Genomic DNA, 26,053 nt, shown 5'->3' on the forward strand with positions numbered 1-26,053 from the left:
TAAAAATCTTTTTAGAAAATTCCACTCAATGTTCAAAAAAAATTATATTAATAATACTTTATACCTATCAAGCATTCTCTTAGTCCTTCTACAGTTTTCATGTGTTCAAAGTAATAGAAGAGAAAATATTATTGTAGCAAGTGCAGGTAAAATAGATTCTCTTGATCCTGCTCAGGCAAATACTCTTAGAACAATACAAATATTAAGTGCTCTAGGTGATACTTTGTACAAAATAAATAAGGAAGGGAATCTTTACCCAAGCTTGGCTAATGATTTACCAAGAGTGAGCAAGGATGGAATGCGAATAGATGTACCCCTCAGAGAAAATGTTACTTTTCACGATGGAAGTATTTTCAATGCAAAAGCGATGAAGTTTAGTCTTGATCGCTTCATGAAGATAGGTACTTTAAATTATCTATTAAATGACAAGGTAGAGGCTATTCAAGTTAAAGATGAATTTCTCCTAAGAATAAAGTTAAAGAAGCCCTCGAGTTCTTTAAAAAGTCTATTAACATCAGTAAATTTAACACCTATATCTCCTAGTTCATATTCGAAATACAAAAATAAGTTTAACAATAAAACTTTTATAGGCACTGGTCCTTACTTATTAGAAGATTTCAGCTCAAATCAACAAATAATCAAACCATACAAAAACTATTGGGGCCAAAAGCCATTAAACAAAGGTATTGACTTTATTAATTATAGTAATTCTAGTACTCTTTTTGGAGCCATTAAAGCGAAAGAAGTTGACGTACTTATCTCAAATTCAATAGATGATATTCAGCGTTTAGCATTAAATAATATGGTCAAAAATGAAAAGCTTAACTCAGGTCAAGGTGAACCTCTTGAGATAGGGTTTATCACTTTGAGAAGCAACAAATTTCCTTTAAAAAATAAAACAATTAGGGAGGCAATTTCTTATACACTTGATAGAGAACTAATTAGTCAGCAAGTAAGTTTTGGGCTTAGAAAACCTCTCAGATCAATAGTGCCTCCTCAATTACATAAAAAAGAACTTTCTCCATGGCCTAAATATGATCCTGATTTTGCAAGATTCTTACTAAAGAAAGAAGGTTATTGTGAAACGGATATTCTTACTATTCCACTAACATTTAGATCAAATGTACCTGCTGATAAATTACTGGCCCTTACATGGAAAGATCAAATTAAAAGAGATTTATCTGATTGTATAAAAATAACTTTAAATGGAATTGAATCAACCACCGTTTACAAGCAACTTTCTGAAGGAGCTTTTGAAGCAGTGATACTAGATTGGACTGGAGCATATCCAGACCCAGAAGCATATTTAAATCCTTTATTAAGTTGTAATGAAATAGAAGATAATATTTGCCTCAAGGGCGAAGCTGTTTTCAGTGGTAGTTTCTGGGGTAATCATGAAGTGAAAGAATTATTGCAAAAAAGTGAAGAATTAGAGGGGGAATTAAGATTAAAGAATTTAATAAAAGTGGAAGAACTTGCAGCAAAAGAAAGTGCCTACCTCCCTGTTTGGCTAGTCAATCCTAAAGCTTGGTCTTTAAAAGATATAAGTCAACCAGAATTCTCAAGGGATGGATTAATTATTCTAAAAAACTTAAAAAGAGATTAGTTTTGACACCTAAAAAGGAACTTTTCAAATATATCCTCTCGAGATTAGCTCTATTGCCAATTATGCTTTGGATCATTTCCAGCTTGGTTTTTATATTACTTAGAATCGCACCAGGCGACCCCGTAGATGCAATTCTAGGTACGCGTGCTAATGAATTTGCACGAGAAAGTCTTCGAATCAAACTTGGATTAGATAAACCTTTAATTAATCAATACCTTGAATATATAAATCACTTACTGCATGGAAATTTAGGAATCTCTTTAAACACACAAGAACCTGTAAAAGTAATTATTTCCAGAGCTCTTCCAGCAAGTTTGGAATTAGCTTTTTTTGCAATATTAATAGCATCATTAGTTGGATATTTAATTGGTTTTTTAGGTGCAGTTAAACCAAAGGGGAAAATAGATTTTTTTGGAAGGCTGTTTGGTATTGGGACCTACGCTCTACCCCCTTTTTGGGCAGCGATGCTAATTCAAATAATTTTTGCCGTATTGCTTGGTTGGCTACCCATTGGTGGAAGATTACCCCCTGGACTGAGTTCGCCTCCTCCACTTACTGGTTTTTTACTTTTAGATAGTCTTTTAAATAAAAACATTGAGGTATTTTTTAGTTCTTTTAAACATTTAATATTACCTTCTCTCACTCTGGGGATATTATTAAGCGGAATATTTAGTCGTTCATTAAGATTGAACTTGGAGGAGATTTTAAAAAAAGATTATATCGAGGCTGCAAGAAGTCGTGGCATAAGTGATATGAGAGTTCTTTTTAAACATGCTTTACCAAATACACTACTTCCAATATTGACAATTACTGGATTAACAGTTTCTTCTTTAATTGGTGGTGCCCTTTTAATTGAAATCACATTTTCCTGGCCTGGTATTGCTCTTGGACTCCAAGAGGCGATTAACCAGAGAGACTATGCAGTTGTACAAGGAATAGTTGTTGTAATATCAAGTCTTGTTGTATTTATTAGTATTGTAATAGATATTGTTATTGCATTTATTGACCCAAGGGTAAGCTATTGAATTTCGATAAGCTTTTCAATTGTATTACTATCCAAAATATGAAATGTTAGCTCATCTTTAGTTAAATTTGTATTAGATGGAATTGATTCTTTCTCCTCTAATTTTTCTAGAAAGTTTATTATCTCAAAAGATAATAAACTCTGTACTGAAAGTGGGTGATAACCAACAATTGATTCTCCTAGATTAAATAAATCCTTACCTTCGGAGTGATACATCTGCCCCTCCACTCTAATAGGTGAGAAATGACTAGCCCCCTCAATTAAAAGGACTCTGCTAAATGGGCTAGAACTCACAGAAAGCAATAATCCAAGTTGTTCACTAATAGATGGTGTGACCAAATCAAAAGTTCCTCCAGTCAGAAAAAGAGGAACATTTATCTGTTTAGCTAAATTCTTTTGCCACAAGAAACTCCCAAAACTATTCATACCAATAATTGATGAAAGATTTTCCATACTTTTTCGTTCTGGCAAACTGATATCAACTAGCTGACATTGCAATAGTGAAGATAAATTAGTAAGAGAAAGATTATCAAAAACCTCCTGACATCTATTCTCAAGACGATCATCTATTTCAACTCCTGAAGCCAAAATAGCAGTGAGAGCTCCTAAAGAATGACCCATCAAGACAACGTTCTCAATTAAAATATCAATCTTTCCTAATTCTTTTGCCTTAAGAACACTATCTAAATCATTCAATCGATCAGGGATAACTTCAGCGCCAGGGAGGGGAAGTCTTCCTTTGACTAAGGCTTCTAATGCTAACGAGTCACTTCCTGGATGATCAAGAACTACAACAGGCCAACCATTATGACTAAGACTTCTTGCCAGCCAATTAAAATGATTACGATCACCTCCCAATCCTGGCATTAACAAAACCCAGTTTTTTCTTGTTTCCTCTCTAAAGGATGGGTTCCAAACCTCTAAATTTAAAGGCTCATCTCGATGAGGCACAATTAAGGAAACCAATTTATATTCAGTTTCTTTAATTTCGAAAGGTAATACATTACGTTCCTCCCTTTTAGCAGATATTTCATTAATTTTTCCCAAATCTGATATGAGTTTTTGTTGTTTATTTAATTCACTTCTCCAATTTTTAGCAACTTCAATCCACCCATCTAAATCTATATGAATTGCTTTAACAGAAAGTGAATTTAGAAGATCAAAAGTTGTCACCTCGTCCTTTTTCGCTAGAAGGTTTTCCAAAGTATCTAGAACACTCTCACCAGAGCTATCTTCATCCATAAGTATTAGATCACTTACTTCATCAAGTAATTTGCGGCCAGACCAACTTCGTAAAATTTGTCTTGCCATACTTTTATCTCTTACCAAGGGTGTATTTAAAAACTTTGCCAAACCTTTCCTTTCTTTAAAGCCAAGTAAATTGAGCCAGCTTGCCAATTCTGAATTTGTTTCCTCTAAACCATTACTCCAATCAATCAATTCTTTAATAGAAATTGGAATAGACATTCCATCAAAATGGATTTCAAATCTCTCCGCTGCATGAAGTTTTGGATAAACACAATAAGGAGCTAGTAAGCTTCCAACTGTTCCAAGAACAACTAATTTTTTAATGAATGAATTTGTTCTCAACTTCTAGTGTTAGAAATTATTGGGAAAGATTCCCAGTATCCCTAAGATTAATCATAAAGGCTCGATTTTGGACAGCGATAGGAGCAGGTGGGGTATTGTATTTAAGTCCAATAATTTTTAATACTTTAGGCTTTACAGCTGGACAAATCGGAAGTGGGATCACTATTGCTGCATTTGCAGGAATAACGACAAGATTAGGAACAGGGTATTTACTTGACAAAAAATTAAGCTATGCAAAAGCAATTGAAGCTGCATGCTTAGTAGCAATATTGTCTGACTTTATTCTTTTTCATTCGCAGGACTACATATCGTATCTTTGTGGTCAGTTTTTTTTAGGGGCAGCGGCTGGAATTTATTGGCCTTCAGCAGAATTAGGAGTCCCTTTAAATTGCAATAATTACATCAAGTCAAGTGAAGGGTATTCACTTGCAAGAAGTGCTGATGCAATTGGTGTGACTGTTGGGGTTTTTTTAGGCACTCTTGGAACATACTTTGAATTGGCAAGAATGATATATTTTATAGATATTGCTTGCATGTTATATATATTTAACATGCTAATTAATAAGTTTGAATCACAAAATAAACATACTCAATACCAATCCAAAGATGATTTAAAAGCCAAATACAAATGTAAAGAGAAAATATCAAATAAAAAATGGTTAAGAAGTTTATTTCCTTTATTATTAATAACTTTATTTATAACAGGAGTAATGAGTTTGTTGCAAAGTATTCTACCACTAGATTTAGCAAATGGAGGGGTCATAAGACCACCATTAACGGAGGAAAGAGTCGCCACATTAGTAACAATTAAACTTATTTTAGTTGCTATTTTTCAATGGCCAGTTGGTTATATTTTAAGAGATAAAAGATCATCTTTTAAATTTAGAATATGCTTAATATTACTTCTTATAGGTTCTATTTTCTTATCGTTATCGAATTTCTTAGTTCATGGAGATTTACTAATACTTATAGCTTTCGTACCTCTAACCATTTCCCTATGCATATTTCTACCATCTGCTTCAGATGCAATAATAAAAACTTCTCCAATTAAATATCAAGGTTCAGCCATAGCTTTATATTCTCAGTGTTTTGGCTTTAGTTCTCTAACCGTACCATGGATGGCTGGCAAATTAGTTGATAACTACGGAACAGCCTTACAATTGTGGTTAATTATTAGTCTTATTTGTATATTTTTACTACCTATTTCTAAGAATATCAAATAAAAATAACTAGAACTATTAAATTAATTTAAATCCTATTCATTTCTTCTATTCTTAATTCCCTTAAATATAAAAAGAGAGGGGCAGAAAAGGCAAATGCGATTGTAAATGTAGCTAATATTACAATCCATAAATTTTTCATCTCTAGTCTTCTTGATTCGGAAATTATCCAAATAAAGACAGCTGTTGATCCAATTAATAGATCTCTAGATAAGGACTGAGAGGCTGGATTATTATTAGCCAACTCTATAAATAATTGAATATCAAAAGAAGGCCCAAAACTTTTTGCAAATTCAATATTTGCAAGTGTAGGCAAAACAGCTCCTAATATAGCTAATAACAAATAAACCCATTTCAACCATTTTGACTGACTAATCATAAGATTTTTTTTATTTGATAAAAGATAACATATCAGAAACATTATAAACCTTTTCTATTTTATAAAAAAAATATAATAGTTTTATCTATGAACTAAAATAACTATATTAGAAATAACTTTTATAGTTAAGGATGGAAATTAATGCGCCCAAAGAAATATTGAACCTGCCTAAACTTAAACTAGCAGTAATTGGCCATGTTGAATGGATAACATTCTTAAAAGTCGATCAGCTTCCATTAGCAGGAGAAATTTCACATGCGAACGAATGCTTTGAGGAAGCAGCAGGAGGTGCGGCAGTTGCAGCTGTTCAGATGGCAAGATTAATAAATGAGCCTGTTGATTTAATCACCTCACTAGGGAAAGACAGTTATGGTGAAAAATCATATGAAAGACTTACCAAACTCGGTTTAAATTTAAAAGTAGCTTGGCGTAAAAAACCAACTAGAAAAGGTATTAGCCTTATCACCAAAGATGGAGAAAGAGCAATTACAGTTATTGGAGAGAGATTACAACCAATCGCTTCTGACGATCTCCCATGGAATGAAATGAAAAATTACGATGGTATTTTTGTAACCGCTACTGACAAGGAAGGGCTAAGGCTGGCCAGAAAAGCCAAATTTCTCTCTGCCACTCCGCGAGCAGGTGAAAACCTCTTAAAGGAATCAAAAGTAAGAATTAACGCATTAATTGGCAGTGCTCTTGATCCTGGCGAGAAAATAAATCATCAAGAACTTATACCTCAACCAGATTTATACATAGCCACAAAAGGGAAATCAGGTGGAACCATTTTCCCTAACAATCAACACTACAAATCAATTACACCTAGCTCAAAAGAGATAGATACCTATGGATGTGGAGATTGCTTTGCAGGAGGAGTTACTGCTGCACTTTCTGCAAAACTAAATTTAAATCAGGCGATTAATATAGGTGCCTATTGTGGAGCCGAATGCTCAACTCATTTCGGACCTTACTAGGATGAAAAATCAAGACAACACAAAACAAAACAAAAATAATTCGATTACTCATAATTTTATAATCCTAATATTTTCTGTTATATATCTTTTTTTTGAATCAATAATTATAATTATCAGTTTATTCAAAAAAGGAATTTTAAAAAGAGAAATACTTTCAAGAAAGACTAATCTTGGCTTCGATTTAATTATCAAGAGAAAATAAAGAGGGCAAGTCAAGATAAATCAATATTATAGTTTTCAATCAACTGGCTTTATTCCAAGAAATTGCTTTAATAGAATTAGATTATATTTGTACATAGTGAGATTAATCCCGATTTTTCTAATAATATTCTTTATATATATATTCTTAATTTCAAATAAGAGAAAAAAGTTTTCCAACAAAAAGAGTTTAATGGAAAGATTCAAGAAAAGATTCAAGAATATAAATGTTCGCCGGGAAAGGATATCAGAGGAATTTACAAATTCTCTTTTACTTGATCCTTCTAAGAATATCCCATTAGGGACATGGTACTCAGAGGACGAGCTAAGAGAAAAAGCAGATATTCATAGATCAAGATTAAGTAAATTTGGCAAATCAAAAATTAATGGTGAAATGCTATTTGTTGGACCAAAAGGAGGCATTTACAAAATAGGTGCTGATGGAAAGAAAAAATATGTGTAAATCTTAAAAGACAAAAATAATAATTATAAAAAATCTAATTATTGCTAAAATCTTAACAAATCAACAGTCAATTTAATTGAATTTATACCTAACAGTATCATTTGGAGAGTTAGAACTCTCCAACCTAACTTTTTATAGCCTTGTTGGTATTACTTTATTATTTGTAATTTCTTTTATTTTATCAACAATTCCTCTTACTAAAAACATAAAAGATGCAAAAAATATATCCTCAAAAAAGTAAAATTCAAGCCGCCTCTTTATATTCTGAGAAATCTCTATTTGCCCAATGTATGGTTTTTATAGAAAGATCGTCGATCGAAATCTTTTTAACTTCTTCTTTTATATATTTTAAATTATTATTATCCTGAGATTGATCTGAAATTTTATTAGAAGAGAAAATTGAAATCTTCGAACGATATTTACGAGAAAGATTTTGAATTGAGAAGCCTTCTGCATTAGGTCGGTTAGGCCAGAAGTTTTTCACGATAAAATAGGTCTCTTTTATCAAGAAAACTTAAAACAAATAAAATTGCAACTAATTTTTTTATAACAAATTTTTTATGGGCTTTTTCTTGGAACTTAAGCCGATGGCATGGCAGGTTTATATGAATCTTTATCTCCTACGCATTCAAGACTTTCCCTCGTAGAAACACCAGTAGTTGGGTTCACACCATCAGCTATTTTACAAAGATTTCTTTGATCCTCACTATCAAGAATTGCGAATGTGAAATCAGCTCCTTCAATTTGTGCACCAGCAAAGCTACTGCCTGAGGCGATCATGTTTATCAAAACCGCATTCCTAAGGTCTGTTTTCTGAAAATTAACCCTGTCGGAAAGAGTATCAGTTAGATCTATACCATTGAGGTTTGAACCTTTGAGATCAGACAAAGTTAATGTTGTTCCATGAAGATCAACATCACTAAAATCAGCATCTCTTGCCATAGCTCCAGCTATTGAAGAAAGATGCAAGTCTTCTCCATGAAAATCAAATCCAGTGATGTCAGATCGAACGTAGCTTGGAACTTCGTCGCCCTCACCTTTAACTGCCACGTTAGCTCCTGCAAAGACTGGATTCACGCCAAAAAATATGATGAAAAAGCTGAGCAGATATTTTATTATTTTTGAGAAAAGAAGATCAAAATTCATGGGTTAAAGATGATAATTCATCTGAATAATGCAATTATCTCTCCTATGTAAGGTTTTTATATGCATTGATAAGACAAATTAATGTAAGAGTAAATATCTAATGATTTTCACAAAAGAGGCGTTCCTGAGATGAATTCATGAATCACAGGATTCATCCAATACAATCCTACGAAAAACATTACAAATAAATTGAAAAATATCAAAGCTCCACCAAGTAAAAAAGTTTGATCATTCGAAGATATATCTTCTGATGTTTCTTGAACAATAGCTTGATAATTCTGATTCATTTTATTCCAGAACTCTTGAACAATTTACTTGAAAAACAAAACTATTGAGGCTCCAAAAGGAGAATAAACAGGATCTTTCTATTTTTTTAAGATTTTAAAAATATTTTTTGCCAAGCCTCTGAATGAAGAATGCAGAGTCTTTCTAAATTAAAAACAAACCAATTGCCCATTTGAGTATTAGTATTTGTCAAAGACTGACCAATTCATGCCATTCATACAAGTCAACACATCCTCAAAAAGCATTGTAGAAAATGATTATTTGCTCCAAAAAGATATTTCGAAAATGATTGCTGATCTAACTGGGAAGCCTGAAAATTACGTAATGACAGTGATACAAAGAGATCTAAAAATGACATTTGCTGGATCGGATGAACCATGTTGTTTTATCAAAGTCAAATCAATTGGCTCACTAAGTCCTTCTTCAATGAGCAAGTCTTTATGCGATTTAATTGCATCCAAAACAAATATAAATACGGATAGAATTTATATTGAATTTTCCGATATTAAAGCATCTAATTGGGGATTTAACAGTACCACTTTTGGATAGTAAATCTACTATCTTAAAAATCTCAAATCTAAAATACTTTAATCAATCATATTTTAGATATAAATAATCAATATAGATCACAACCTCTCTCTTCACAAAGCTTTTCGATAGAAGGTCGAAAAGTGATTTTCAATCTATATTTTGCCCATAATCCATATATAAACCCAATAAATTTATCAAAAACGGGTAATTTTGTTGGGACAAAAATCCAACCCAAGCCAATCAAGTCATAAGCGTCTTGAAAAACCTTGATATCCTTGATTACTGAACCATCACTTTTTAAGCCATGGATTCTCTCCATGGCTTGTTTGTAAGTAATTCCGTATTTAAGATCTAAAGAAAAATCAGAACTGTTAATGTCAATAAATTTTAGATATTCCTTTTGATTTCTTGATTGCAAGAAATCAACCTCTCTTTTACATAAGGGGCATCCACCATCAAAAAAAATAGTAAGTTTGACTTTATTCATAAAAAATTAAATTTCTCACAAGAGATTAATTTTAAGCAGGGAACGCCTAATTTCGTTGTTCAATGTAAATAAGCACTTGATAGCATCGGAATAAAAAGCGATCTTAAAGATATCTAACTGATCAAAAAAAATGCTTACCCTATTTATTTTCATATTAATCTCAGTATCAGTAGTTTCCGCCTTGCTATTCTTTAACAAAGGTGATAAGGCACAGGAAATTAAAAGCATTCTTAAAGACATATATGAAAATTCAAAAGAACTCTTCTCAAATTTTAAAAAGCTTTTTTTGATAGTTAAAGATCTAATTCAATCAAAATTAGATCAAGAACCAACTCAACTGACAGATGAACCAACCGAGTCTCAACCTAAATCAACCCAAAAGCCCGAAGTAAAAGCTGAGCCAGAGGTAATCACTGAAACTGAAGTCACCCCTGAACCTGAAGTCACCCCTGAAACTGAAGTCACCCCTGAACCTGAAGTCACCCCAGAACCTGAAGTCACCCCTGAACCTGAAGTCACCCCTGAACCTGAAGTCACCCTTGAACCTGAAGTCACCCCTGAACCTGAAGTGAAAGCTGAGCCAGAAGCAATCACTGAACATGAAGTCACCCCTGAACCTGAAGTGAAAGCTGAGCCCGAAGCAATCACTAAATCTGAAGTCACCCCTGAACCTGAAGTGAAAGCTGAGCCCGAAGCAATCACTAAATCTGAAGTCACCCCTGAACCTGAAGTAACAACAAAGCCTGAAATTTTTTCAATTAGCGAAACAGAAATTCCTTCTGAAGATTCTATTAATGACGACAAAGATGATAAAAATTGAGCGATTTTTAATTATTCTCCCCAATAAAAAGCCTCATCAAATCTGATGAGGCTTTTTAATAGAAATGAGAGCTTGAATTTACTAGCTCTCAGTTGTCGCTAAAGAAGCTACTGAGCCAACAACACGACGGAAATCAAAGCCCATAGCTCTAAGAGCATGCCAGATATGACCTTGGATAAAGAAAAATCCAAAGTAGTAGTGAACATTTGACAAAGCTGCTCTAGTTGTATGACCTAAAAACGCAGTGCTATCTGATACATCTCCTGTATCTACCCAATAAGGAGAGATTCCAAATTTCAAAGCTAGAGGCTCTCCATACCAGTCAATTGGATAAACAGTTGTATTTTGTGCACACCAGAATGCAGCAACAATTGCCATCCAACCAATACCAGCAAGGGACCAAGAAAGTACTGCCTCTGCTGAGAGCAATCCTTTACCTTTGAATTCAGTGTATTCACCTAGCTGTTTTGTAGCTATGTGCCATGCACCTCCACTTATTTGAACAAATGCCAAGAATGCATGTCCACTCATTACTTCTTCAAGGCTGTCAATAGTAAGGAAATCGAACTGATGTCCATAAACCATTCCAAAATCGCCATATCCAGGGAAAATTGTTCTGATTTCACCTATTGCTGGGTCGTAGATCCCATGCCATCTTGCCCACTCAACGAACCAAATATTTGCAACACCAAAGAAAATCAAATGGTGGCCAAGAATAAATGTCAAATTATCTGGGTTATCCCATTCTAATTTGAATTTCTTAGTAGTAGGTATAGGACCATCTTTCAAGTCCGGATCAAATAAGAGCGAATGAGCTAATCCAGCTGTTCCATACACAGCTGAAAAAATTAAATGGAAAATAGCAATCGTTGCTACACCAGCTCCTGTCCATACACCAGCTTCATCAAAGCCAATTCCAAGAGAGGCTAAATGAGCAAGGAATATGGAACTTTGATGTCCCATTGGTATTTCTGGGTTGTAGCGAGCAAGCTCCCAAAGGGTGCTTCCACCTGCTGCAAAGCAAATAAGACCTGTATGGCCTATATGTGACCCTATGAATCGACCTGCGCGATTGGTCACCACAGAATTACCAACCCACCACCCATAGGTGACGTCTGGATTTCCGTAGGTCTGCATAATTAAGGAATTAAAGTCGAAATTTTGGCTACCTTACACTTATTGGAATTGTTTTTACCAGAATAGTTAGAGGTCTTTATAGGTATCTGTCTTTTTTTACAAAAAAAACACTTTTTACTAAAAAAAAACAAAAAAAAATACCCCCCGAAGGTAGGTATTTTTTTTATTTGTAAATGGATTTATCTTGGTGCTCTTCCATTAAAGCCTGCACCCTCAACTCTAACAGTTGCTCCTTGACTGTTACCTATTGCCTCGGAAACTTTTTTGAAGTCGAATCCTAAAGCACGCAAAGCATGCCAGAAATGTCCCTGTAAAAAGAAAAATCCAAAGTAATAATGAACATTAACTAATGCTGCTCTTGTTGTATGGCCATAGAAAGCTGTTATATCGGCACTATCGGCTGTATCTATCCAATAAGGTGCAACTGAGAACTGTAACTTCAAAGGCTCTCCAAACCACTCAACAGGATAAACAGTTGTATTTGTAGCTGCCCAAAATGCTGCAACAATTGCCATCCAACCAATACCAGCAAGAGACCAAGAAAGAACTGCTTCAGCAGAAAGCAATTCAGCTCCTTTGTACTTACTCCATTCACCTAGTCTCTTATTTTCCCATTGCGTTGATCCTGCAACCATGTGGATAGTTGCTCCAGTTAATTCAGCAAAAGCAAGGAAAGCATGACCACCCATTACATCTTCAAGACTATCAATTCCTATGAAATCAAATTGACGATTCCATATCATTGTCAAATCAAGATTGTAATTAACCTGTCTTACTGAACCAATAGCTGGATCGTATATACCATGGATTCTTGCCCATTCAACAAAGGCTATGCAAGCCATACCAAAGAAGAATAAATGGTGGCCAAGAATAAACGTCTGATTATCTGGATTATCCCACTCCAATTTAAACTTTCTAGCTCTTGGAACCTCGCTATCTGCAACGTCAGCCTCAAAATAAACGGCGTGCAATAAAGCACCACCTCCATAAACCATTGATAAAACCAAGTGAACAATGGCTACGGCTGCCACACCTACACCAGTCCAGGCACCAGCCTCATCAAAACCAACGCCAAAGGCGGCAAGATGCCCTAAAAACAAGGAGCTTTGATGCCCCATAGGGATCTCTGGGTTGTAGCGAGCAAGTTCCCAAAGGGTACTTCCTCCAGCCGCGAATGCGATCAAGCCTGTATGCCCAATATGGGAGGCTATGAATCGACCGGAGCGACTGGTGACCACAGAATTACCAGCCCACCACTCGTAAGTAACGTCTGGATTTCCATAGCTCTGCATAATTTCTAAGCGAATCAGGGAAATATGCGTGCAGATTACACTCTGTTGAATTGATATGTGCAGAATAGTTAAAGGTCGTTATGTTTGAAATTGTTTTTTCGAGATATATAAATGAGAATTTAAGTCTTAATTAGATTAATTAAAGCAATGAATAGATAGTTATTCATTTCAAGAATCAATAAAAATAATCAATTTAAAAGAGCAAAAACAAAAAAAGAGAGGATTTAATCCTCTCTTTGTAAAATCAAATTTTTAATTTTTTATTCGTAGAGCTGAGCAGGAAGAGGCTCTTTAAGAATTCTCTTAAAGTCAAATCCCATAGCTCTCAAAGCATGCCATAAATGCCCTTGAAGGAAGAAAAAACCAAAGTAATAGTGAACATTTGCTAGAGCTGCTCTAGTGGTATGACCAAAGAAAGCTGGACCTCCTGACAGATCAACACTATCGACCCAATAAGGAGCAATACCAAACTTCAAGTTCAATGCTTCACCGTACCAAGCTTCTGGGTAAACAGTTGTGTTCTGGGCACACCAGAAGGCTGCAACAACAGCCATCCAACCAAGGCCTGCGCAGGAGAAAGAGAGAATTGCTTCAGCAGAAAGAAGACCAGCTCCTTTGAACTTTGTGTATTCACCAACTTGTTTAGTGGCGATATGGAACGCACCACCAGTTATTTCTAAGAAAGCCAAGAAAGCATGGCCTCCCAAAACATCTTCAAGACTATCGATAGCCAAGAAATCGAACTGATGGTTCCAAATATTGGTCAAATTAAGGTTGTACTCAACTTGCCGAACAGCTCCTATGGCAGGATCATATATTCCATGAATTCTGGCCCATTCAACGAACCAAATACATGCAACACCAAAGAAAAGCAAATGGTGTCCAAGTATAAAAGTCTGATTATCTGGGTTATCCCACTCTAGTTTGAACTTTCTAGCTTGAGGGACCTCTGAATCTTGCATGTCACCAACGAATAGCACTGAGTGCAATAGTCCACCGGCTCCATAAACCATGGAAAGAACCAAATGTACGATGGCAATAGAGGCTACTCCTGCGCCTGTCCAAGCACCAGCCTCATCAAAGCCAATACCAATAGAAGCTAAATGAGCAAGAAAAATAGAACTCTGATGACCCATTGGGATCTCAGGGTTGTATCTTGCTAGTTCCCAAAGGGTGCTTCCACCTGCTGCAAAGGCAATTAGCCCAGTATGAGCGATGTGAGCAGCAATGAATTTACCTGATTTGTTTGTAACCCCAGCATTTCCAGCCCACCAACCATAGGTGACATCCGGGTTTCCGTAGGTCTGCATGATTTAAGATTTTTGACGTAATACGGTAAACACACCTTACAGGCAGCTGAATTCAAAAACTACCAATAGTTATAAGGCGTATAAAGAAGTAGTAAAGTTTTTTTTCTTCAAATTGGCTTAAACCCCAACTAAACTAGGTTTTCATGGAAATACTCAAGAAAAATTTAAATATCAAAAAATGAAATCTGCTTTACAACTTGAATTGCAAGACCTTCATGGACTTCCATATATCGCAACAATAATTTGGTTTTCTCTACTGGGAATTTCTCTTTTAGCAGTGGTTTTTTATTTGTTTCAAAAAAAATATAGGCCTAAAGCAAAAATAGATAATGACTTCCCTCCTAAGAGGAAATCACAACCTAAAGGGTTTTAAATGACTAAGAAAGTTTTGTAAATCTCTCTTGGTTCTCAAATTAATGTAATATCCACACACACGGGTTTGGCAAAGTGGCCACCTGGGTTATCAATAAAAACATTTTTTTACTCAATGATTGATTTTTCTCATCTTCTCGATTTCGCCACTCAGCTTCCACACCCATCAGATATTGGTTTAATCAAACCATCAGGTGGTTTTAATGTGGCAGCTGCACTATGTGGATTAGGAGCAGTTTTTGGAGCATCTCAATTCTTTTATTATTCTGATGACTCCAAAAGAATCGATCCTTGGGCAAAGCCTGAAAACTATAAAAACTAATGAAAATTAAAAACTAATTTTTTCATAAAAAAGCCTCGTCTTAAAACGAGGCTTTTTTTATTGGAATTTAATACCAATAATTAATCAGAGAGGGTAACCCTAGCGTTATCAAGATTACTAATTGAATCAGTAACCTTCTTGAAATCAAAGCCTAAAGCACGTATTGCATGCCAAAGGTGACCTTGAATGAAGAAAAAGCCTAGGTAGTAGTGAACATTTGTAAGCCAAGCTCTTGAAGTATGGCCACTAACAACTCCACTCATATCAGCAGTATCAATCCAATAAGGAGAAATACCAAATTTAAGAGCTAATGTTTCTCCATACCAAGCTTCTGGATAAACAGTAGTATTAGTTGCACACCAGAAAGCAGCAATAATTGCCATCCAACCAATACCAGCAAGAGACCAAGAAAGAACTGCTTCAGCAGAAAGAATATTCTTCCCTTTGAATTCGGTGTACTCGCCTACTTGCTTAGTAGCGATATGAAATGCTCCACCTGTAATCTCAACGAATGCTAAGAATGCATGACCACCCATAACATCCTCAAGACTATCGATAGACAAGAAATCAAACTGATGGTTCCAAATGTTGGTCAAGTTGAGGTTGTACTCAACTTGTCGAACAGCTCCTATTGCAGGATCGTAAATCCCATGAATTCGAGCCCACTCTACAAACCATATACATGCGACACCAAAGAAAATCAAATGGTGACCAAGAATAAACGTCTGATTATCTGGATTATCCCATTCAAGCTTGTATCTTGCTGCCTGACGATGCTCAGGACGATCATCAGCAAACAAACCTGAACTATTTTGGGTGTCTTCGCTAAAAATCAAAGAGTGCAATAGTCCTGCACCCGCATAAACCATTGAGCAAATAAGATGGAATACACCAATAAAAGCAATTGATGTGCCATCAAATACTGTTCCTGTTGGATCAAAACCAATACCAATAGAAGCAAGATGTGGGATACTAACCATTCCTTGGTGTCCCATTGGAATATCTGGGTTGTATCTAGCGAGCTCCCAAAGGGTGTTAGCACCAGCTGCGAAACAAATCAATCCTGTATGAGCAACATGCGAGCCAATAAATCGGCTTGACTTATTTGTTACGACAGAATTACCAACCCACCACCCGTAAGTGACGTCTGGATTTCCGTAGGACTGCATAATTGAGGAAATTGAAGTCGAAATTCGACCTACCTTACATTTAGTGCAATAAATTTGCTTGAAATCGTAAAAGGTCTTTATTTAATAGACAAATTTAATCAAAAATAATAGCTGGGATTAATGATTGATTTTCCTTAAGAAACCAGTCTCAGATCGGATTTGAGAATCCTTGCTAGATAACAGTCAATTTTGTTAAACAATAAATAAAGCCCCGCAATAAATTACGGGGCTTTTTATGAAGTATCCAAAAAATGAATCAGTTAGCCATTGAGAGTAACTTTTGCAGTATCCAAACTAGCAACAGCATTTGTAACTCTCCTAAAATCAAAACCTAAGGCTCGGATTGCATGCCATAAATGACCTTGTAAAAAGAAGAAACCAAAATAGTAATGGACGTTAGATAATGCAGCTCGTGTGGTGTGACCTGCAAAAGCTGTGCTATCACTTACATCAACCGTATCAATCCAATAGGGAGAAATACCAAATTTCAAAGCCAATGGCTCTCCATACCAAGCTTCTGGATAAACAGTTGTATTTGTTGCGCACCAGAAAGCTGCAACAACCGCCATCCAACCAATACCAGCCAAAGAGAAAGATAGTACAGCTTCAGCTGAAAGAATGTTCTTTCCTTTGAATTCGGTGTACTCGCCCACTTGCTTAGTAGCGATATGAAATGCTCCACCTGTAATCTCAACGAATGCTAAGAATGCATGCCCCCCAAGGACATCTTCAAGATTATCAATGGCTAAGAAATCAAACTGATGATTCCAAATATTGGTCAAATTAAGGTTGTACTCGACTTGCCGAACAGCTCCTATGGCAGGATCATATATTCCGTGAATTCTGGCCCATTCCACGAAAGCAATACAAGCAACACCAAAGAAAATGAGATGGTGACCAAGAATGAATGTCAAATTGTCAGGATTGTCCCATTCAAGCTTAAATTTCTGAGTAGTAGGTCCTGGTCCATCTGCTAAATCACCATCAAAGAGAAGAGAATGGGAAAGAGCCCCTCCTGCATAAACAAGCGAAGCAATAATGTGGACTATCGCTACTGAAGCAACATTTACACCAGTCCAAACACCAGCATCGTCAAATCCAATTCCAATAGAAGCAAGATGAGCAAGAAAAATGGAACTTTGATGCCCCATAGCAATAGAGGGATCAAACCTAGCTAATTCCCAAAGAGTGCTTGCTCCGGCAGCAAAAGAAATCAAGCCAGTATGCCCAGCATGGGCTGCAATAAACTTTCCAGCACGGTTAGTAACCCTTGAATTGCCAGCCCACCACCCGTAGGTGACATCTGGGTTCCCATAGGTCTGCATATCAGTTCAGGGGTGAAAATATATTTTCCACACTACAAGTTACTAGTCTTTTTAACTATTGAAAACGAAGATAAATAGCTATTGATTAATAATCAAACATCATTTTATACAAATTGATAAGATTAACTTAACAATTAAAAATACAAAAAAATGGTTAACAATATATAAAAAGAATATAAAAAATTAATTATTAGATAAGCTTTTCTTAACTGTTAACATTTTCTTATGTTTAACAGGAAGAGTGCAAGCACTCTTCCTGTGCTGATAGAGAAAGAACTTCGACTTCAATTCCCTACAACATAGAAGTCATAACAAAAAACATCTAAGAGCGTGGGAAACTTACAAATCATTTTATACATCCAAAACAAAATGAAAAACCATACAGGGATAAGTTAAATTTATTAATATGCTAGTAGATGACTTAAACGCCATAGACAAAGATATTGATCAAATTGATCTCGAACGAATTATTGAAATGGCATGGGAAGATAGAACACCTTTCGAAGCAATCAACTTTCAATTTAATTTAAAAGAAAAAGATGTAATTCAACTAATGAGATCCAATTTAAAAAGATCTTCATTCAACAACTGGAGGAAGAGAGTTTCAGGAAGGAAGTTAAAACATGGATTTCCTGAGTTCAAGACAAAATTCAAATCGCCTAATCAAAAGTGAAAATAAAATTGACGAAAAATTGTCCAAAGTGTAAAAAGGATTTCGAATGGAGAAAAAAATGGTCCAAAGACTGGGAAAATGTTGTCTATTGTTCTGAAAGATGCAGACGAAGAAAAAATCAAGTAAGTAGTAGTTATAAATTCACGTTTAACAAAGAATCTAGTTAATGTTTTTTTGATTGTATTTAGTTTAAAGAGTGAAAAAAATATTTTTAATTTTTCCAAATCAATTATTCAAAATAGAAAATCAATTTTCTGATATAAGAAATATTGCTCTATTAGAAGATACTTTATTTTTTGGTTGCGATTCGGAGTGGAAACAAAAGTTTCATAAACAAAAAATCATATTTCACAAAGCCGCAATCCAAGCTTATCAAGAAAACCTTGAAGATAAAGGTTGTAAAGTAATAAGAATAGATCACAAAAGATATATTAGAACTGAAGATAACCTTAATTATCTAGTTAGAAAAGGCTTTAATCATTTCATAACTTATGAACTATTTGATTGGTCATTAAATAAAAGAATAAAAGATTTCTGTATAAAGAATAAAATCAAAATAGAAATTAGAAAAGATAATATGTTTTTAACTAGTGAGAGCCTGGTGGATGAATTAATAAAACAAAAAAAAATTTACGGCATGCAAACTTTTTATAAAAAGCAAAGAACAAGCCTCAAACTTTTAATTGAAAAAGATGGTTCTCCCACAGGGGGAGATTGGAGTTTTGACAAACTTAATAGGAAAAAATTACCAAGAACAATCAAAGTACCAAAAGTACCTAATTTAACAACTAATAAATTTATAGAGAAAGCAAAAAATGATGTTTCTAAGAATTATAAAGACTATTTTGGTAATACTAAAAACTTTAATTACCCAGTTACGCATAAAGATGCCGAAGAGTGGCTTGATATATTTCTGCTTGAAAGATTTAATCTATTTGGAGACTATGAAGACGCAATTAGTTCAGAGCACAGAGTTCTTTGGCATAGCGTCCTCTCTCCATTGTTAAATACTGGATTACTTACGCCTAAACAAATAATTGATAAAGCCAATAATTATTTTAGATCAAATGAAGTAGCACTCAATTCATACGAAGGTTTCATTAGACAAATTATTGGATGGAGAGAGTTTATGTTAATAATCTACAAGCGTAATAGTTTAGAACTTAGAAATGGAAACTTCTGGGGCTTTGAAGATAAATCAATACCATCATGTTTCTACACTGGACAAACAGGTATTGAGCCAGTTGATGATTCAATAAATAACATTTTAGAAACAGGGTATGCTCACCACATTGAAAGATTAATGATAATTGGAAATTTTATGCTTTTGTGTAGATTCCATCCAAATCAAGTTTATAAATGGTTTATGGAGCTATTTGTTGATGCATATGATTGGGTTATGGTCCCAAATGTATATGGAATGAGTCAATTTTCAAATGGAGGATTATTTACTACTAAACCATATATATCCGGATCCAATTACGTAAGAAAAATGTCTAATTATAAACCAGGTAAATGGTCTGAGATCTGGGATGGTCTTTTTTGGACATTCATAGATGATTATGAAGACGTGTTTAAAAGTCAATTTAGATTTTCAATGATTTTAAAAAATCTTGAAAGAATGGATATTAATAAAAAAAACTTTCATAGAACTATTGCAAAAAATTTCATATCAAGACTTATTTAAAATAAGGTCTTGTACTTACTCCATTATGACACTCTCGGAAAACACAAAAATACCTATAATTAAATTTTATTCGATCAAAGTGAATTTGAAAGTTGGTGATAAAATTCCATCATTTTCTCTGAAAGATCAATATGGAAATATAAGGTCACCAGCGCAAATTAAAAAACCGTTAGTTTTATTTTTCTATCCTAAAGACGACACTCCTGGTTGCACAATTGAAGCTTGTGGATTCCGCGACAAATACGACCTCTTCAAAATTCTAGGAGCCGAGGTTTGGGGGATAAACAATGGCAACAGCACAAGTCATCTTGATTTTGCTAATAAAAATAATCTTCAATACCCATTACTCTGCGATACAAATAATAGTCTTAGGAAAAAATTTGGTGTTCCAAAAGCACTCGGTTTTATTCAAGGAAGGGTAACTTACATTATAGATTCAGAAAGAATAATTACTCACATATACGAAGACCTTTTGAATGGGCCAGCCCATATAAAAGAGGCAATACGAGCATTGAAAGAACTTCAAGTGTAAAAAAAATATTTAAAATGAATATTTTTGAAGAAGCTAATGATTGTCTAGAATACTTCATTAAAAATAAACTTAATAGATACCATGAGTTAAGGAATTATGATTACGGAATTGGTAATCACTCTAAAGTATCAAAAATTTCTAAATACACATCTCATAGGATTCTTTACGAATATGATATCCTTCAAAAATTAAAATCAGTTGACAAGAAAAAAAAATTTAGTGATGAAATTTTATGGAGATTGTATTGGAAAGGTTACCTAGAAAATTACCACTCAATTTGGATAAAGTACAGAAACTTGAACGGGATATCATACGATTCAAATCTTCTAAAGATCGCACAAAATGGAAATACAGGTATTGATTTTTTTGATAGCTGGGTTGAAGAACTTAGAGAAACTAATTATTTACATAACCACTCAAGAATGTGGTTCGCAAGTATATGGATATACACTTTAAAACTACCATGGGAATTGGGTTCTAGATTTTTTATGAAACATCTGTTAGATGGTGATGCCGCATCAAATACTCTTAGTTGGAGATGGGTGGCGGGTCTACATACAAATAAAAAACCCTATTTAGCATCAAACGAAAATATAAATAAATTCACCAATAATAGGTTTAATAATATTTATATTAAACTTGCCAATGGAGTAATTCCAATCAATGAAAGTGAGCACCTATCAAATAAACTACCAATTAAGAAAATATCCAATAATAATCATCTAGTTATGTTTGATAACGATTTAAATATTAATAACAGATCTAGCTTATTTAACTCATATGCAAAAGTTTACATATTCCAAAATGATTTAATAGAAGATAATTCAAGACAAAGTAGTAAAGTATGCTACTTTAAACAAACTTTACTTCAAAAAGTTAATAATCTAATCCCAAACTCAGAGATATCAAATACACATGATATTGATTTAATCCTAAAAGATTTAAAATCTATCGATATTGTCTATCCTGGCGTAGGGAATAATCTAGATTTAATTAATAATTACTCAAAACTAAAAAGAATCAAGGTCAATTATATATATAGAGATGAAGATCTGCTCAATTGGAAATTTGCAAGATCTGGTTTTTATAAATTTAAAAAATCATTTATTAATACCTATAATTATTAAAAATTTGATTTATAGTTAAGCAAAAGTAAAAATCTAGAACTCACATTCATAAAATTTTAACTATAATTGTTAAAAACTTTAGATCAATGAAAGTTGAATTAAACAAAATAACATCGCAAAAGAAAAAAATATTCTTAATAACTGGGGCTAATAGTGGACTTGGCTATGAGACATCTAAATTCCTCTTAAAAAAGGGTGCAACTGTAATCATGTGTTGTAGAGACTTAATCAAAGGTGAAAGCGCTAAGCGAGAACTTTCAAAGTATAATTACACTGGTAATATTGAACTTGTTGAATTAGATTTATCTGATCTAATTAATGTAAAAAATGCATCAAATAAGATTAAAAATAAATTTAACCATATAGATGTAATTATAAATAATGCCGGCATAATGGCTCCACCTTTTACTCTTAGCAAGCAAGGATTAGAAATACAATTTGCCGTAAATCACCTTGCTCACATGTCATTAACACTTGAATTATTGCCTTTGCTGAAACATACCAGGGATGCCAGAGTTGTAACCGTTACCTCAGGGGTTCAATATTTGGGCGATATTTATTGGGATGACTTGCAAGGAAAACTTAAATACGATCGTTGGTCTTCATATGCACAAAGTAAACTTGCCAACGTTATGTTTGGTCTGGAACTTAATTTAAAACTTGAGACGAGCAACTCAAAAGTTATTTCTCTATTGGCTCATCCTGGACTAGCTCGTACAAACTTACAGCCAAAATCTGTTGAAGCGAATCAATCATGGCAAGAAAAAACTGCATATAAATTAATGGATCCAATTTTTCAAAGCGCCAAAATGGGCGCACTTCCTCAAATAGCAGCAGCGACCTTGCCTGGTGTGAAGGGAGGCCAACAGTTTTGTCCAAGATTTAACTTCAGAGGAGCCCCTAAGGTATGTAGAAATGCCCCAAAAGCTCTAAATCATCTTTCAAGAAAAAGATTATGGGATGTCAGTAAAGATCTTATTAAAGATACTTAACCACAATTAGATAGATGCAAGTAGTTTTTCTCCCTTTTCACAAATTTCCTGCTGCGAAGGACAATTGAATTTTCCAGTCCAATCAATTAAACCTTTTCTAATAGGACAATTGCATTTGTTATCTCTAGCTAAATCATTAAGTTCTTTACCTGTCCAAGGATCAGGTTGGTCGTTAAGCATCACTTCCCTCAATCGTTCAGTCGGGAAATGATCTACTTGAACATAATTTAATAGATGATTGAAAAAGTCATCAAAGGCTTGATTTTTATCAACAAAGTTTCTTTTTTTAACTTCTTTATCAAATAGCCCTTTCATAAAACTTGTACAGTTAGCTGCCTCTGGGTTGGTAAATGGCTTGAGTTTTTGACTTAAGTATTCACGATTACTAACTATTGACTCAATGTTCAACAACCTTTGTTCCAAAGATTGAATCCTATTATTGTAAAAATCTTCTGATTTTGGGAAATCATTTTCTGACAACGATTTAGTTACTAAATCAGTAATATGCTCAGTTAAGCTTTTTCCAGACATCATTGCCTGTTTCTTGATTCTGCTTAACAAGTCTTTTGAGATCTTTATATTAAACTGACTTTTGCTCATTTAATCTCAAATTTATTGGCCAATTATAGTCATTTCTTATCAGGCTACAAGCATGATTATACAAAAAATATAACTCCTAAAAAAAAAAACACTCTACTATTAATCTATAAATACTAGATATTATAGTAATTTAACACTAAGCTCTTATCACTAGGGTGTTTAAGTGCTACTAGTAATAATAGAAATAATAGTTATTTGTCCGCGAAATTTTTCAAGAGTCAAGATCAAATAATTGAGAAATAATGATTTGCTTTGATTATGGGTGATTAAATTTATTAACGCAAAACTAATAACATAAAAAATATTTATTTTTTAAACTAGAAATACTGATAAGAAAAAAAGAAATGAGGGGGGTTTACCGATACTAAATTTTTGATACAGAAGCTAAATTTCTCATGTCAGATTTTCTGATCTTACTTATTGCTCTTCCGAGCAAATACTAAACGCTCTTATTCATGACCACCATTCAGCAGCAGCGTTCTTCGTTGCTCAAAGGTTGGCCACAATTTTGCGAGTGGGTTACTTCCACTAACAACCGTATATATGTCGGTTGGTTCGGTGTATTGATGATCCCTTGCCTTCTTGCGGCAACAACTTGTTTCATCGTTGCATTTATCGCTGCTCCTCCAGTTGATATCGACGGTATCCGTGAGCCAGTTGCTGGTTCATTCATGTATGGAAACAACATCATTTCTGGTGCTGTTGTTCCTTCAAGTAACGCTATCGGCCTTCACTTCTACCCAATCTGGGAAGCAGCAACTCTTGACGAGTGGCTCTACAACGGTGGCCCTTACCAGCTTGTAATCTTCCACTTCCTAATTGGTATCTCTGCATACATGGGACGTCAGTGGGAGCTTTCATACCGTTTGGGTATGCGCCCATGGATCTGTGTTGCTTACTCAGCTCCTGTATCAGCAGCTTTCGCTGTATTCCTTGTTTACCCATTCGGTCAGGGTTCATTCTCTGATGGTATGCCTCTAGGAATCTCTGGAACATTCAACTTCATGTTCGTTTTCCAGGCTGAGCACAACATTTTGATGCACCCATTCCATATGGCTGGTGTAGCAGGTATGTTCGGTGGTGCTTTGTTCTCTGCAATGCACGGTTCTTTGGTTACTTCATCACTTATCCGTGAGACCACAGGACTTGATTCACAGAACTACGGTTACAAGTTTGGACAAGAAGAAGAGACATACAACATCGTTGCAGCTCATGGCTACTTCGGTCGTTTGATCTTCCAATATGCAAGCTTCAACAACAGCCGTAGCCTTCACTTCTTCTTGGCTTCATGGCCAGTAATTTGTGTTTGGTTGACATCTATGGGCATCTGCACCATGGCGTTCAACTTGAACGGCTTCAACTTCAACCAGTCTGTTGTAGATACTTCAGGCAAGGTTGTACCAACCTGGGGTGACGTGCTTAACCGTGCAAACCTTGGTATGGAAGTAATGCATGAGCGTAATGCTCACAACTTCCCACTTGACCTAGCAGCTGCTGAGTCTACTTCTGTAGCTCTTGTTGCACCTGCAATCGGTTAAGTCTTTAACTTGATTTTTTCAAAGCCCTCTTTTAGAGGGCTTTTTTTTTGCTTTTTTCAAGTTATGCATTGCGTAAACAGGAAAAAAAAAGGTTTCTCCCAATTATCTTTACTGTAGAAATCGTAGAGGTTCTGACTCTAGACAAGGGATAAACACAAGAAGCAAACTAATCAGTAAGAATAAAATTATTTATAAATTAATGTAATTTTCTTAGCTAAATGGAATCATTGACGATAGTTTTAAACCTTTGAAGAAATTACAAATCAGTCTGATAAATGCTTAATATTAGTTGCCCATTAGACAAGGATCAGCTAAAAAAGTATAAACAACTACTATTTTGGCTTCGACCCATGATTAACGAAAACCTTGTAGAAATCCTTCTCGCTGCAATTCTAGTATCGAACACCTATGACAAGGGTCAGCCTGTAATCAAATGGGGTGGAATAGTAATAGCCGTAGCTGGCGTAGCTTCAGCTTTATTTGGTTAAAAGTAAACACCATTTAATTGAAATAAATCAAAATTCTGAAAAAAAGCTGCAAATTATTTGCAGCTTTTTTTCATTTAAAAAACCGAAAATTCCAGTCGTATCATTTATTACAAGCTAAAATTAAATTAGATTAGCGAAAAAAACTAAACAAGATTTGAACGATATCAATCAAAATTCAAAGGGATTAATAAGAGGGTAATATTACGGTAACACTCTAATCAGGATGAAACTTCTTATACAACTGATTTTCTGATAATTCAATCCCGAAACAAACAACACTATCAAAGTCACCATTACTATGCATAGTAGACATATGATTTTTAATTTCTGTACTATCGAAAATCAATCCAAAATCTTTACAATATTTTGACAACATTTTCATTGCTGAATCGTGATCAGTAAGAAACCGCTCACATAGCTCTGTCAAATTTTCTTCATTCAAATTATTAATCATTTGCTGAAAATCTTTGAAACCTTTCATCTGATTTTCTAAGAAGTCGAAGTTATGTATTCATAACTTTTTTTCATAACTTCTTCAGAGCAAATATTGCCTTAGGAAGTAATCAAATACTCACCATGGCGTAACATTGATTTAAATACAGTACATACACCTATTAAATTCACTTCTAAGAAGTTAAAAGCTCTGTTGAAATTAGGGTGGCCAGACTAGAAATCTTTAATGAAAACAGCTAAAAAAGTTTGACCATTGTTGATACAGATCGAGACTAATCGCTTAAATATATTTTTTAGATAAAATAGATTTTTA

30 protein-coding genes are annotated in these 26,053 nt (G+C 34.5%); 17 read left to right on the forward strand and 13 right to left on the reverse strand.

Annotation, left to right across the window (positions count from 1 at the left end):
* Positions 1 to 28: 28 nt before the first annotated feature.
* Positions 29 to 1,606 (forward strand): ABC transporter substrate-binding protein, encoded by a 1,578-nt coding sequence (locus tag AC6EIY_RS04340; RefSeq protein WP_498507790.1) that lies wholly within the window; start codon positions 29 to 31, stop codon positions 1,604 to 1,606.
* A 2-nt stretch (positions 1,607 to 1,608) separates the two neighbouring features.
* Positions 1,609 to 2,631 carry an ABC transporter permease gene (locus AC6EIY_RS04345; RefSeq protein WP_498507792.1) on the forward strand — a complete coding sequence of 341 codons (1,023 nt, stop codon included), beginning with the start codon at positions 1,609 to 1,611 and terminating at the stop codon, positions 2,629 to 2,631.
* Here AC6EIY_RS04345 and AC6EIY_RS04350 read toward each other — a convergent pair.
* Positions 2,625 to 4,220 (reverse strand): alpha/beta hydrolase, encoded by a 1,596-nt coding sequence (locus AC6EIY_RS04350; protein ID WP_498507794.1) that lies wholly within the window; start codon positions 4,218 to 4,220, stop codon positions 2,625 to 2,627. The two genes, AC6EIY_RS04345 and AC6EIY_RS04350, sit on opposite strands and share 7 nt — an antisense overlap.
* On the opposite strand from AC6EIY_RS04350, the gene AC6EIY_RS04355 reads away from it, so the two are divergent.
* Positions 4,205 to 5,443 (forward strand): MFS transporter, encoded by a 1,239-nt coding sequence (locus AC6EIY_RS04355; protein WP_498507795.1) that lies wholly within the window; start codon positions 4,205 to 4,207, stop codon positions 5,441 to 5,443. The genes AC6EIY_RS04350 and AC6EIY_RS04355 overlap by 16 nt on opposite strands.
* A 25-nt stretch (positions 5,444 to 5,468) precedes the next feature.
* Here the strand turns inward: AC6EIY_RS04355 and AC6EIY_RS04360 are convergent, their stop codons facing one another.
* Positions 5,469 to 5,819 (reverse strand): DUF2834 domain-containing protein, encoded by a 351-nt coding sequence (locus tag AC6EIY_RS04360; RefSeq protein WP_498507796.1) that lies wholly within the window; start codon positions 5,817 to 5,819, stop codon positions 5,469 to 5,471.
* A 131-nt stretch (positions 5,820 to 5,950) separates the two neighbouring features.
* On the opposite strand from AC6EIY_RS04360, the gene AC6EIY_RS04365 reads away from it, so the two are divergent.
* Complete coding sequence (locus tag AC6EIY_RS04365) at positions 5,951 to 6,793, forward strand: PfkB family carbohydrate kinase (protein WP_498507797.1); 843 nt, start codon at positions 5,951 to 5,953, stop codon at positions 6,791 to 6,793.
* Positions 6,794 to 7,184: 391 nt separating this feature from the next.
* Entirely contained in the window at positions 7,185 to 7,454 is a 270-nt protein-coding gene (locus AC6EIY_RS04370) for a hypothetical protein (protein ID WP_498507798.1), read from the forward strand.
* A gap of 244 nt (positions 7,455 to 7,698) precedes the next feature.
* On the opposite strand, the gene AC6EIY_RS04375 is transcribed toward AC6EIY_RS04370, so the two are convergent.
* The 3 genes from AC6EIY_RS04375 to AC6EIY_RS04385 form a co-directional block, all read right to left on the reverse strand.
* Positions 7,699 to 7,938: a hypothetical protein gene (locus tag AC6EIY_RS04375; protein WP_498507799.1), complete on the reverse strand. Its 240-nt coding sequence runs from the start codon at positions 7,936 to 7,938 to the stop codon at positions 7,699 to 7,701.
* Positions 7,939 to 8,033: 95 nt separating this feature from the next.
* Positions 8,034 to 8,600, reverse strand: coding sequence for a pentapeptide repeat-containing protein (locus AC6EIY_RS04380; protein ID WP_498507800.1), 567 nt, complete (start codon positions 8,598 to 8,600; stop codon positions 8,034 to 8,036).
* Between the two features lie 107 nt (positions 8,601 to 8,707).
* Positions 8,708 to 8,887: a hypothetical protein gene (locus tag AC6EIY_RS04385; RefSeq protein WP_498507801.1), complete on the reverse strand. Its 180-nt coding sequence runs from the start codon at positions 8,885 to 8,887 to the stop codon at positions 8,708 to 8,710.
* A 205-nt stretch (positions 8,888 to 9,092) separates the two neighbouring features.
* On the opposite strand from AC6EIY_RS04385, the gene AC6EIY_RS04390 reads away from it, so the two are divergent.
* Positions 9,093 to 9,434 (forward strand): phenylpyruvate tautomerase MIF-related protein, encoded by a 342-nt coding sequence (locus AC6EIY_RS04390; protein WP_498507802.1) that lies wholly within the window; start codon positions 9,093 to 9,095, stop codon positions 9,432 to 9,434.
* A gap of 67 nt (positions 9,435 to 9,501) precedes the next feature.
* Here AC6EIY_RS04390 and AC6EIY_RS04395 read toward each other — a convergent pair whose 3' ends face one another.
* A complete protein-coding gene (locus tag AC6EIY_RS04395) occupies positions 9,502 to 9,903 on the reverse strand; it encodes a thiol-disulfide oxidoreductase DCC family protein (RefSeq protein WP_498507803.1) in 402 nt (133 codons plus the stop codon).
* A 130-nt stretch (positions 9,904 to 10,033) separates the two neighbouring features.
* Between AC6EIY_RS04395 and AC6EIY_RS04400 the strand changes: the two genes are divergently transcribed.
* Positions 10,034 to 10,723 carry a hypothetical protein gene (locus AC6EIY_RS04400; RefSeq protein WP_498507804.1) on the forward strand — a complete coding sequence of 230 codons (690 nt, stop codon included), beginning with the start codon at positions 10,034 to 10,036 and terminating at the stop codon, positions 10,721 to 10,723.
* 81 nt (positions 10,724 to 10,804) lie between these two features.
* On the opposite strand, the gene AC6EIY_RS04405 is transcribed toward AC6EIY_RS04400, so the two are convergent.
* The 3 genes from AC6EIY_RS04405 to AC6EIY_RS04415 form a co-directional block, all read right to left on the reverse strand.
* On the reverse strand, positions 10,805 to 11,860 hold the full coding sequence (locus AC6EIY_RS04405) for a chlorophyll a/b binding light-harvesting protein (protein ID WP_269610935.1): 1,056 nt from the start codon (positions 11,858 to 11,860) through the stop codon (positions 10,805 to 10,807).
* Positions 11,861 to 12,039: 179 nt separating this feature from the next.
* The gene (locus tag AC6EIY_RS04410) at positions 12,040 to 13,152 is read right to left on the reverse strand and encodes a chlorophyll a/b binding light-harvesting protein (protein ID WP_498507805.1); all 1,113 of its coding nucleotides are present in this window, start codon (positions 13,150 to 13,152) and stop codon (positions 12,040 to 12,042) included.
* A 260-nt stretch (positions 13,153 to 13,412) separates the two neighbouring features.
* Complete coding sequence (locus tag AC6EIY_RS04415; protein WP_498507806.1) at positions 13,413 to 14,462, reverse strand: chlorophyll a/b binding light-harvesting protein; 1,050 nt, start codon at positions 14,460 to 14,462, stop codon at positions 13,413 to 13,415.
* A gap of 178 nt (positions 14,463 to 14,640) precedes the next feature.
* On the opposite strand from AC6EIY_RS04415, the gene AC6EIY_RS04420 reads away from it, so the two are divergent.
* Together AC6EIY_RS04420 and AC6EIY_RS04425 are read left to right on the forward strand one after the other, a co-directional pair.
* Positions 14,641 to 14,835, forward strand: coding sequence for a hypothetical protein (locus AC6EIY_RS04420; protein WP_498507807.1), 195 nt, complete (start codon positions 14,641 to 14,643; stop codon positions 14,833 to 14,835).
* 114 nt (positions 14,836 to 14,949) lie between these two features.
* On the forward strand, positions 14,950 to 15,156 hold the full coding sequence (locus AC6EIY_RS04425; protein WP_413678269.1) for a hypothetical protein: 207 nt from the start codon (positions 14,950 to 14,952) through the stop codon (positions 15,154 to 15,156).
* A gap of 80 nt (positions 15,157 to 15,236) precedes the next feature.
* Here the strand turns inward: AC6EIY_RS04425 and AC6EIY_RS04430 are convergent, their stop codons facing one another.
* Both AC6EIY_RS04430 and AC6EIY_RS04435 read right to left on the reverse strand, forming a co-directional pair.
* Positions 15,237 to 16,325 (reverse strand): chlorophyll a/b binding light-harvesting protein, encoded by a 1,089-nt coding sequence (locus AC6EIY_RS04430; RefSeq protein ID WP_498507808.1) that lies wholly within the window; start codon positions 16,323 to 16,325, stop codon positions 15,237 to 15,239.
* Between the two features lie 260 nt (positions 16,326 to 16,585).
* A complete protein-coding gene (locus AC6EIY_RS04435) occupies positions 16,586 to 17,650 on the reverse strand; it encodes a chlorophyll a/b binding light-harvesting protein (protein ID WP_498507810.1) in 1,065 nt (354 codons plus the stop codon).
* Between the two features lie 406 nt (positions 17,651 to 18,056).
* On the opposite strand from AC6EIY_RS04435, the gene AC6EIY_RS04440 reads away from it, so the two are divergent.
* The 6 genes from AC6EIY_RS04440 to AC6EIY_RS04465 all read left to right on the forward strand — a co-directional run bounded on the left by AC6EIY_RS04440 (position 18,057) and on the right by AC6EIY_RS04465 (position 22,661).
* On the forward strand, positions 18,057 to 18,323 hold the full coding sequence (locus AC6EIY_RS04440; RefSeq protein WP_498507811.1) for a TIGR03643 family protein: 267 nt from the start codon (positions 18,057 to 18,059) through the stop codon (positions 18,321 to 18,323).
* Positions 18,320 to 18,490, forward strand: coding sequence for a DUF2256 domain-containing protein (locus AC6EIY_RS04445; RefSeq protein ID WP_498507812.1), 171 nt, complete (start codon positions 18,320 to 18,322; stop codon positions 18,488 to 18,490). Before AC6EIY_RS04440 ends, AC6EIY_RS04445 begins: the two co-directional genes overlap by 4 nt.
* A 29-nt stretch (positions 18,491 to 18,519) precedes the next feature.
* A complete protein-coding gene (locus tag AC6EIY_RS04450) occupies positions 18,520 to 20,010 on the forward strand; it encodes a cryptochrome/photolyase family protein (RefSeq protein ID WP_498507813.1) in 1,491 nt (496 codons plus the stop codon).
* An 85-nt stretch (positions 20,011 to 20,095) separates the two neighbouring features.
* Complete coding sequence (locus tag AC6EIY_RS04455; RefSeq protein ID WP_498508150.1) at positions 20,096 to 20,542, forward strand: peroxiredoxin; 447 nt, start codon at positions 20,096 to 20,098, stop codon at positions 20,540 to 20,542.
* Between the two features lie 14 nt (positions 20,543 to 20,556).
* Positions 20,557 to 21,669 (forward strand): FAD-binding domain-containing protein, encoded by a 1,113-nt coding sequence (locus AC6EIY_RS04460; RefSeq protein ID WP_498507814.1) that lies wholly within the window; start codon positions 20,557 to 20,559, stop codon positions 21,667 to 21,669.
* A gap of 86 nt (positions 21,670 to 21,755) precedes the next feature.
* The gene (locus AC6EIY_RS04465; RefSeq protein WP_498507815.1) at positions 21,756 to 22,661 is read left to right on the forward strand and encodes an oxidoreductase; all 906 of its coding nucleotides are present in this window, start codon (positions 21,756 to 21,758) and stop codon (positions 22,659 to 22,661) included.
* A 6-nt stretch (positions 22,662 to 22,667) separates the two neighbouring features.
* On the opposite strand, the gene AC6EIY_RS04470 is transcribed toward AC6EIY_RS04465, so the two are convergent.
* On the reverse strand, positions 22,668 to 23,261 hold the full coding sequence (locus AC6EIY_RS04470) for a hypothetical protein (RefSeq protein ID WP_498507816.1): 594 nt from the start codon (positions 23,259 to 23,261) through the stop codon (positions 22,668 to 22,670).
* 455 nt (positions 23,262 to 23,716) lie between these two features.
* On the opposite strand from AC6EIY_RS04470, the gene psbA reads away from it, so the two are divergent.
* The gene (gene psbA / locus AC6EIY_RS04475; RefSeq protein WP_011294225.1) at positions 23,717 to 24,799 is read left to right on the forward strand and encodes a photosystem II q(b) protein; all 1,083 of its coding nucleotides are present in this window, start codon (positions 23,717 to 23,719) and stop codon (positions 24,797 to 24,799) included.
* A 350-nt stretch (positions 24,800 to 25,149) separates the two neighbouring features.
* Positions 25,150 to 25,287, forward strand: a complete 138-nt coding sequence (locus AC6EIY_RS04480) for a hypothetical protein (protein ID WP_498492520.1) — start codon at positions 25,150 to 25,152, stop codon at positions 25,285 to 25,287.
* A 214-nt stretch (positions 25,288 to 25,501) separates the two neighbouring features.
* Here AC6EIY_RS04480 and AC6EIY_RS04485 read toward each other — a convergent pair whose 3' ends face one another.
* Positions 25,502 to 25,768 (reverse strand): hypothetical protein, encoded by a 267-nt coding sequence (locus tag AC6EIY_RS04485; RefSeq protein ID WP_498507817.1) that lies wholly within the window; start codon positions 25,766 to 25,768, stop codon positions 25,502 to 25,504.
* Positions 25,769 to 26,053 lie beyond the last annotated feature (285 nt).

The organism is Prochlorococcus sp. MIT2304 (assembly GCF_059772405.1).

What these genes read in the sequence shown, in the direction of transcription:
- AC6EIY_RS04340 (WP_498507790.1), top strand. Translation starts at nt 29, where the DNA reads ATGTTCAAAAAAAATTATATTAATAATACTTTATACCTATCAAGCATT.
- AC6EIY_RS04355 (WP_498507795.1), top strand. Translation starts at nt 4,205, where the DNA reads ATGAATTTGTTCTCAACTTCTAGTGTTAGAAATTATTGGGAAAGATTC.
- AC6EIY_RS04360 (WP_498507796.1), bottom strand. Translation starts at nt 5,819, where the DNA reads ATGATTAGTCAGTCAAAATGGTTGAAATGGGTTTATTTGTTATTAGCT.
- AC6EIY_RS04365 (WP_498507797.1), top strand. Translation starts at nt 5,951, where the DNA reads ATGGAAATTAATGCGCCCAAAGAAATATTGAACCTGCCTAAACTTAAA.
- AC6EIY_RS04370 (WP_498507798.1), top strand. Translation starts at nt 7,185, where the DNA reads ATGGAAAGATTCAAGAAAAGATTCAAGAATATAAATGTTCGCCGGGAA.
- AC6EIY_RS04380 (WP_498507800.1), bottom strand. Translation starts at nt 8,600, where the DNA reads ATGAATTTTGATCTTCTTTTCTCAAAAATAATAAAATATCTGCTCAGC.
- AC6EIY_RS04385 (WP_498507801.1), bottom strand. Translation starts at nt 8,887, where the DNA reads ATGAATCAGAATTATCAAGCTATTGTTCAAGAAACATCAGAAGATATA.
- AC6EIY_RS04390 (WP_498507802.1), top strand. Translation starts at nt 9,093, where the DNA reads ATGCCATTCATACAAGTCAACACATCCTCAAAAAGCATTGTAGAAAAT.
- AC6EIY_RS04395 (WP_498507803.1), bottom strand. Translation starts at nt 9,903, where the DNA reads ATGAATAAAGTCAAACTTACTATTTTTTTTGATGGTGGATGCCCCTTA.
- AC6EIY_RS04400 (WP_498507804.1), top strand. Translation starts at nt 10,034, where the DNA reads ATGCTTACCCTATTTATTTTCATATTAATCTCAGTATCAGTAGTTTCC.
- AC6EIY_RS04405 (WP_269610935.1), bottom strand. Translation starts at nt 11,860, where the DNA reads ATGCAGACCTACGGAAATCCAGACGTCACCTATGGGTGGTGGGTTGGT.
- AC6EIY_RS04410 (WP_498507805.1), bottom strand. Translation starts at nt 13,152, where the DNA reads ATGCAGAGCTATGGAAATCCAGACGTTACTTACGAGTGGTGGGCTGGT.
- AC6EIY_RS04415 (WP_498507806.1), bottom strand. Translation starts at nt 14,462, where the DNA reads ATGCAGACCTACGGAAACCCGGATGTCACCTATGGTTGGTGGGCTGGA.
- AC6EIY_RS04420 (WP_498507807.1), top strand. Translation starts at nt 14,641, where the DNA reads ATGAAATCTGCTTTACAACTTGAATTGCAAGACCTTCATGGACTTCCA.
- AC6EIY_RS04425 (WP_413678269.1), top strand. Translation starts at nt 14,950, where the DNA reads ATGATTGATTTTTCTCATCTTCTCGATTTCGCCACTCAGCTTCCACAC.
- AC6EIY_RS04430 (WP_498507808.1), bottom strand. Translation starts at nt 16,325, where the DNA reads ATGCAGTCCTACGGAAATCCAGACGTCACTTACGGGTGGTGGGTTGGT.
- AC6EIY_RS04435 (WP_498507810.1), bottom strand. Translation starts at nt 17,650, where the DNA reads ATGCAGACCTATGGGAACCCAGATGTCACCTACGGGTGGTGGGCTGGC.
- AC6EIY_RS04440 (WP_498507811.1), top strand. Translation starts at nt 18,057, where the DNA reads ATGCTAGTAGATGACTTAAACGCCATAGACAAAGATATTGATCAAATT.
- AC6EIY_RS04460 (WP_498507814.1), top strand. Translation starts at nt 20,557, where the DNA reads ATGAATATTTTTGAAGAAGCTAATGATTGTCTAGAATACTTCATTAAA.
- AC6EIY_RS04465 (WP_498507815.1), top strand. Translation starts at nt 21,756, where the DNA reads ATGAAAGTTGAATTAAACAAAATAACATCGCAAAAGAAAAAAATATTC.
- AC6EIY_RS04470 (WP_498507816.1), bottom strand. Translation starts at nt 23,261, where the DNA reads ATGAGCAAAAGTCAGTTTAATATAAAGATCTCAAAAGACTTGTTAAGC.
- psbA (WP_011294225.1), top strand. Translation starts at nt 23,717, where the DNA reads ATGACCACCATTCAGCAGCAGCGTTCTTCGTTGCTCAAAGGTTGGCCA.
- AC6EIY_RS04480 (WP_498492520.1), top strand. Translation starts at nt 25,150, where the DNA reads ATGATTAACGAAAACCTTGTAGAAATCCTTCTCGCTGCAATTCTAGTA.
- AC6EIY_RS04485 (WP_498507817.1), bottom strand. Translation starts at nt 25,768, where the DNA reads ATGAAAGGTTTCAAAGATTTTCAGCAAATGATTAATAATTTGAATGAA.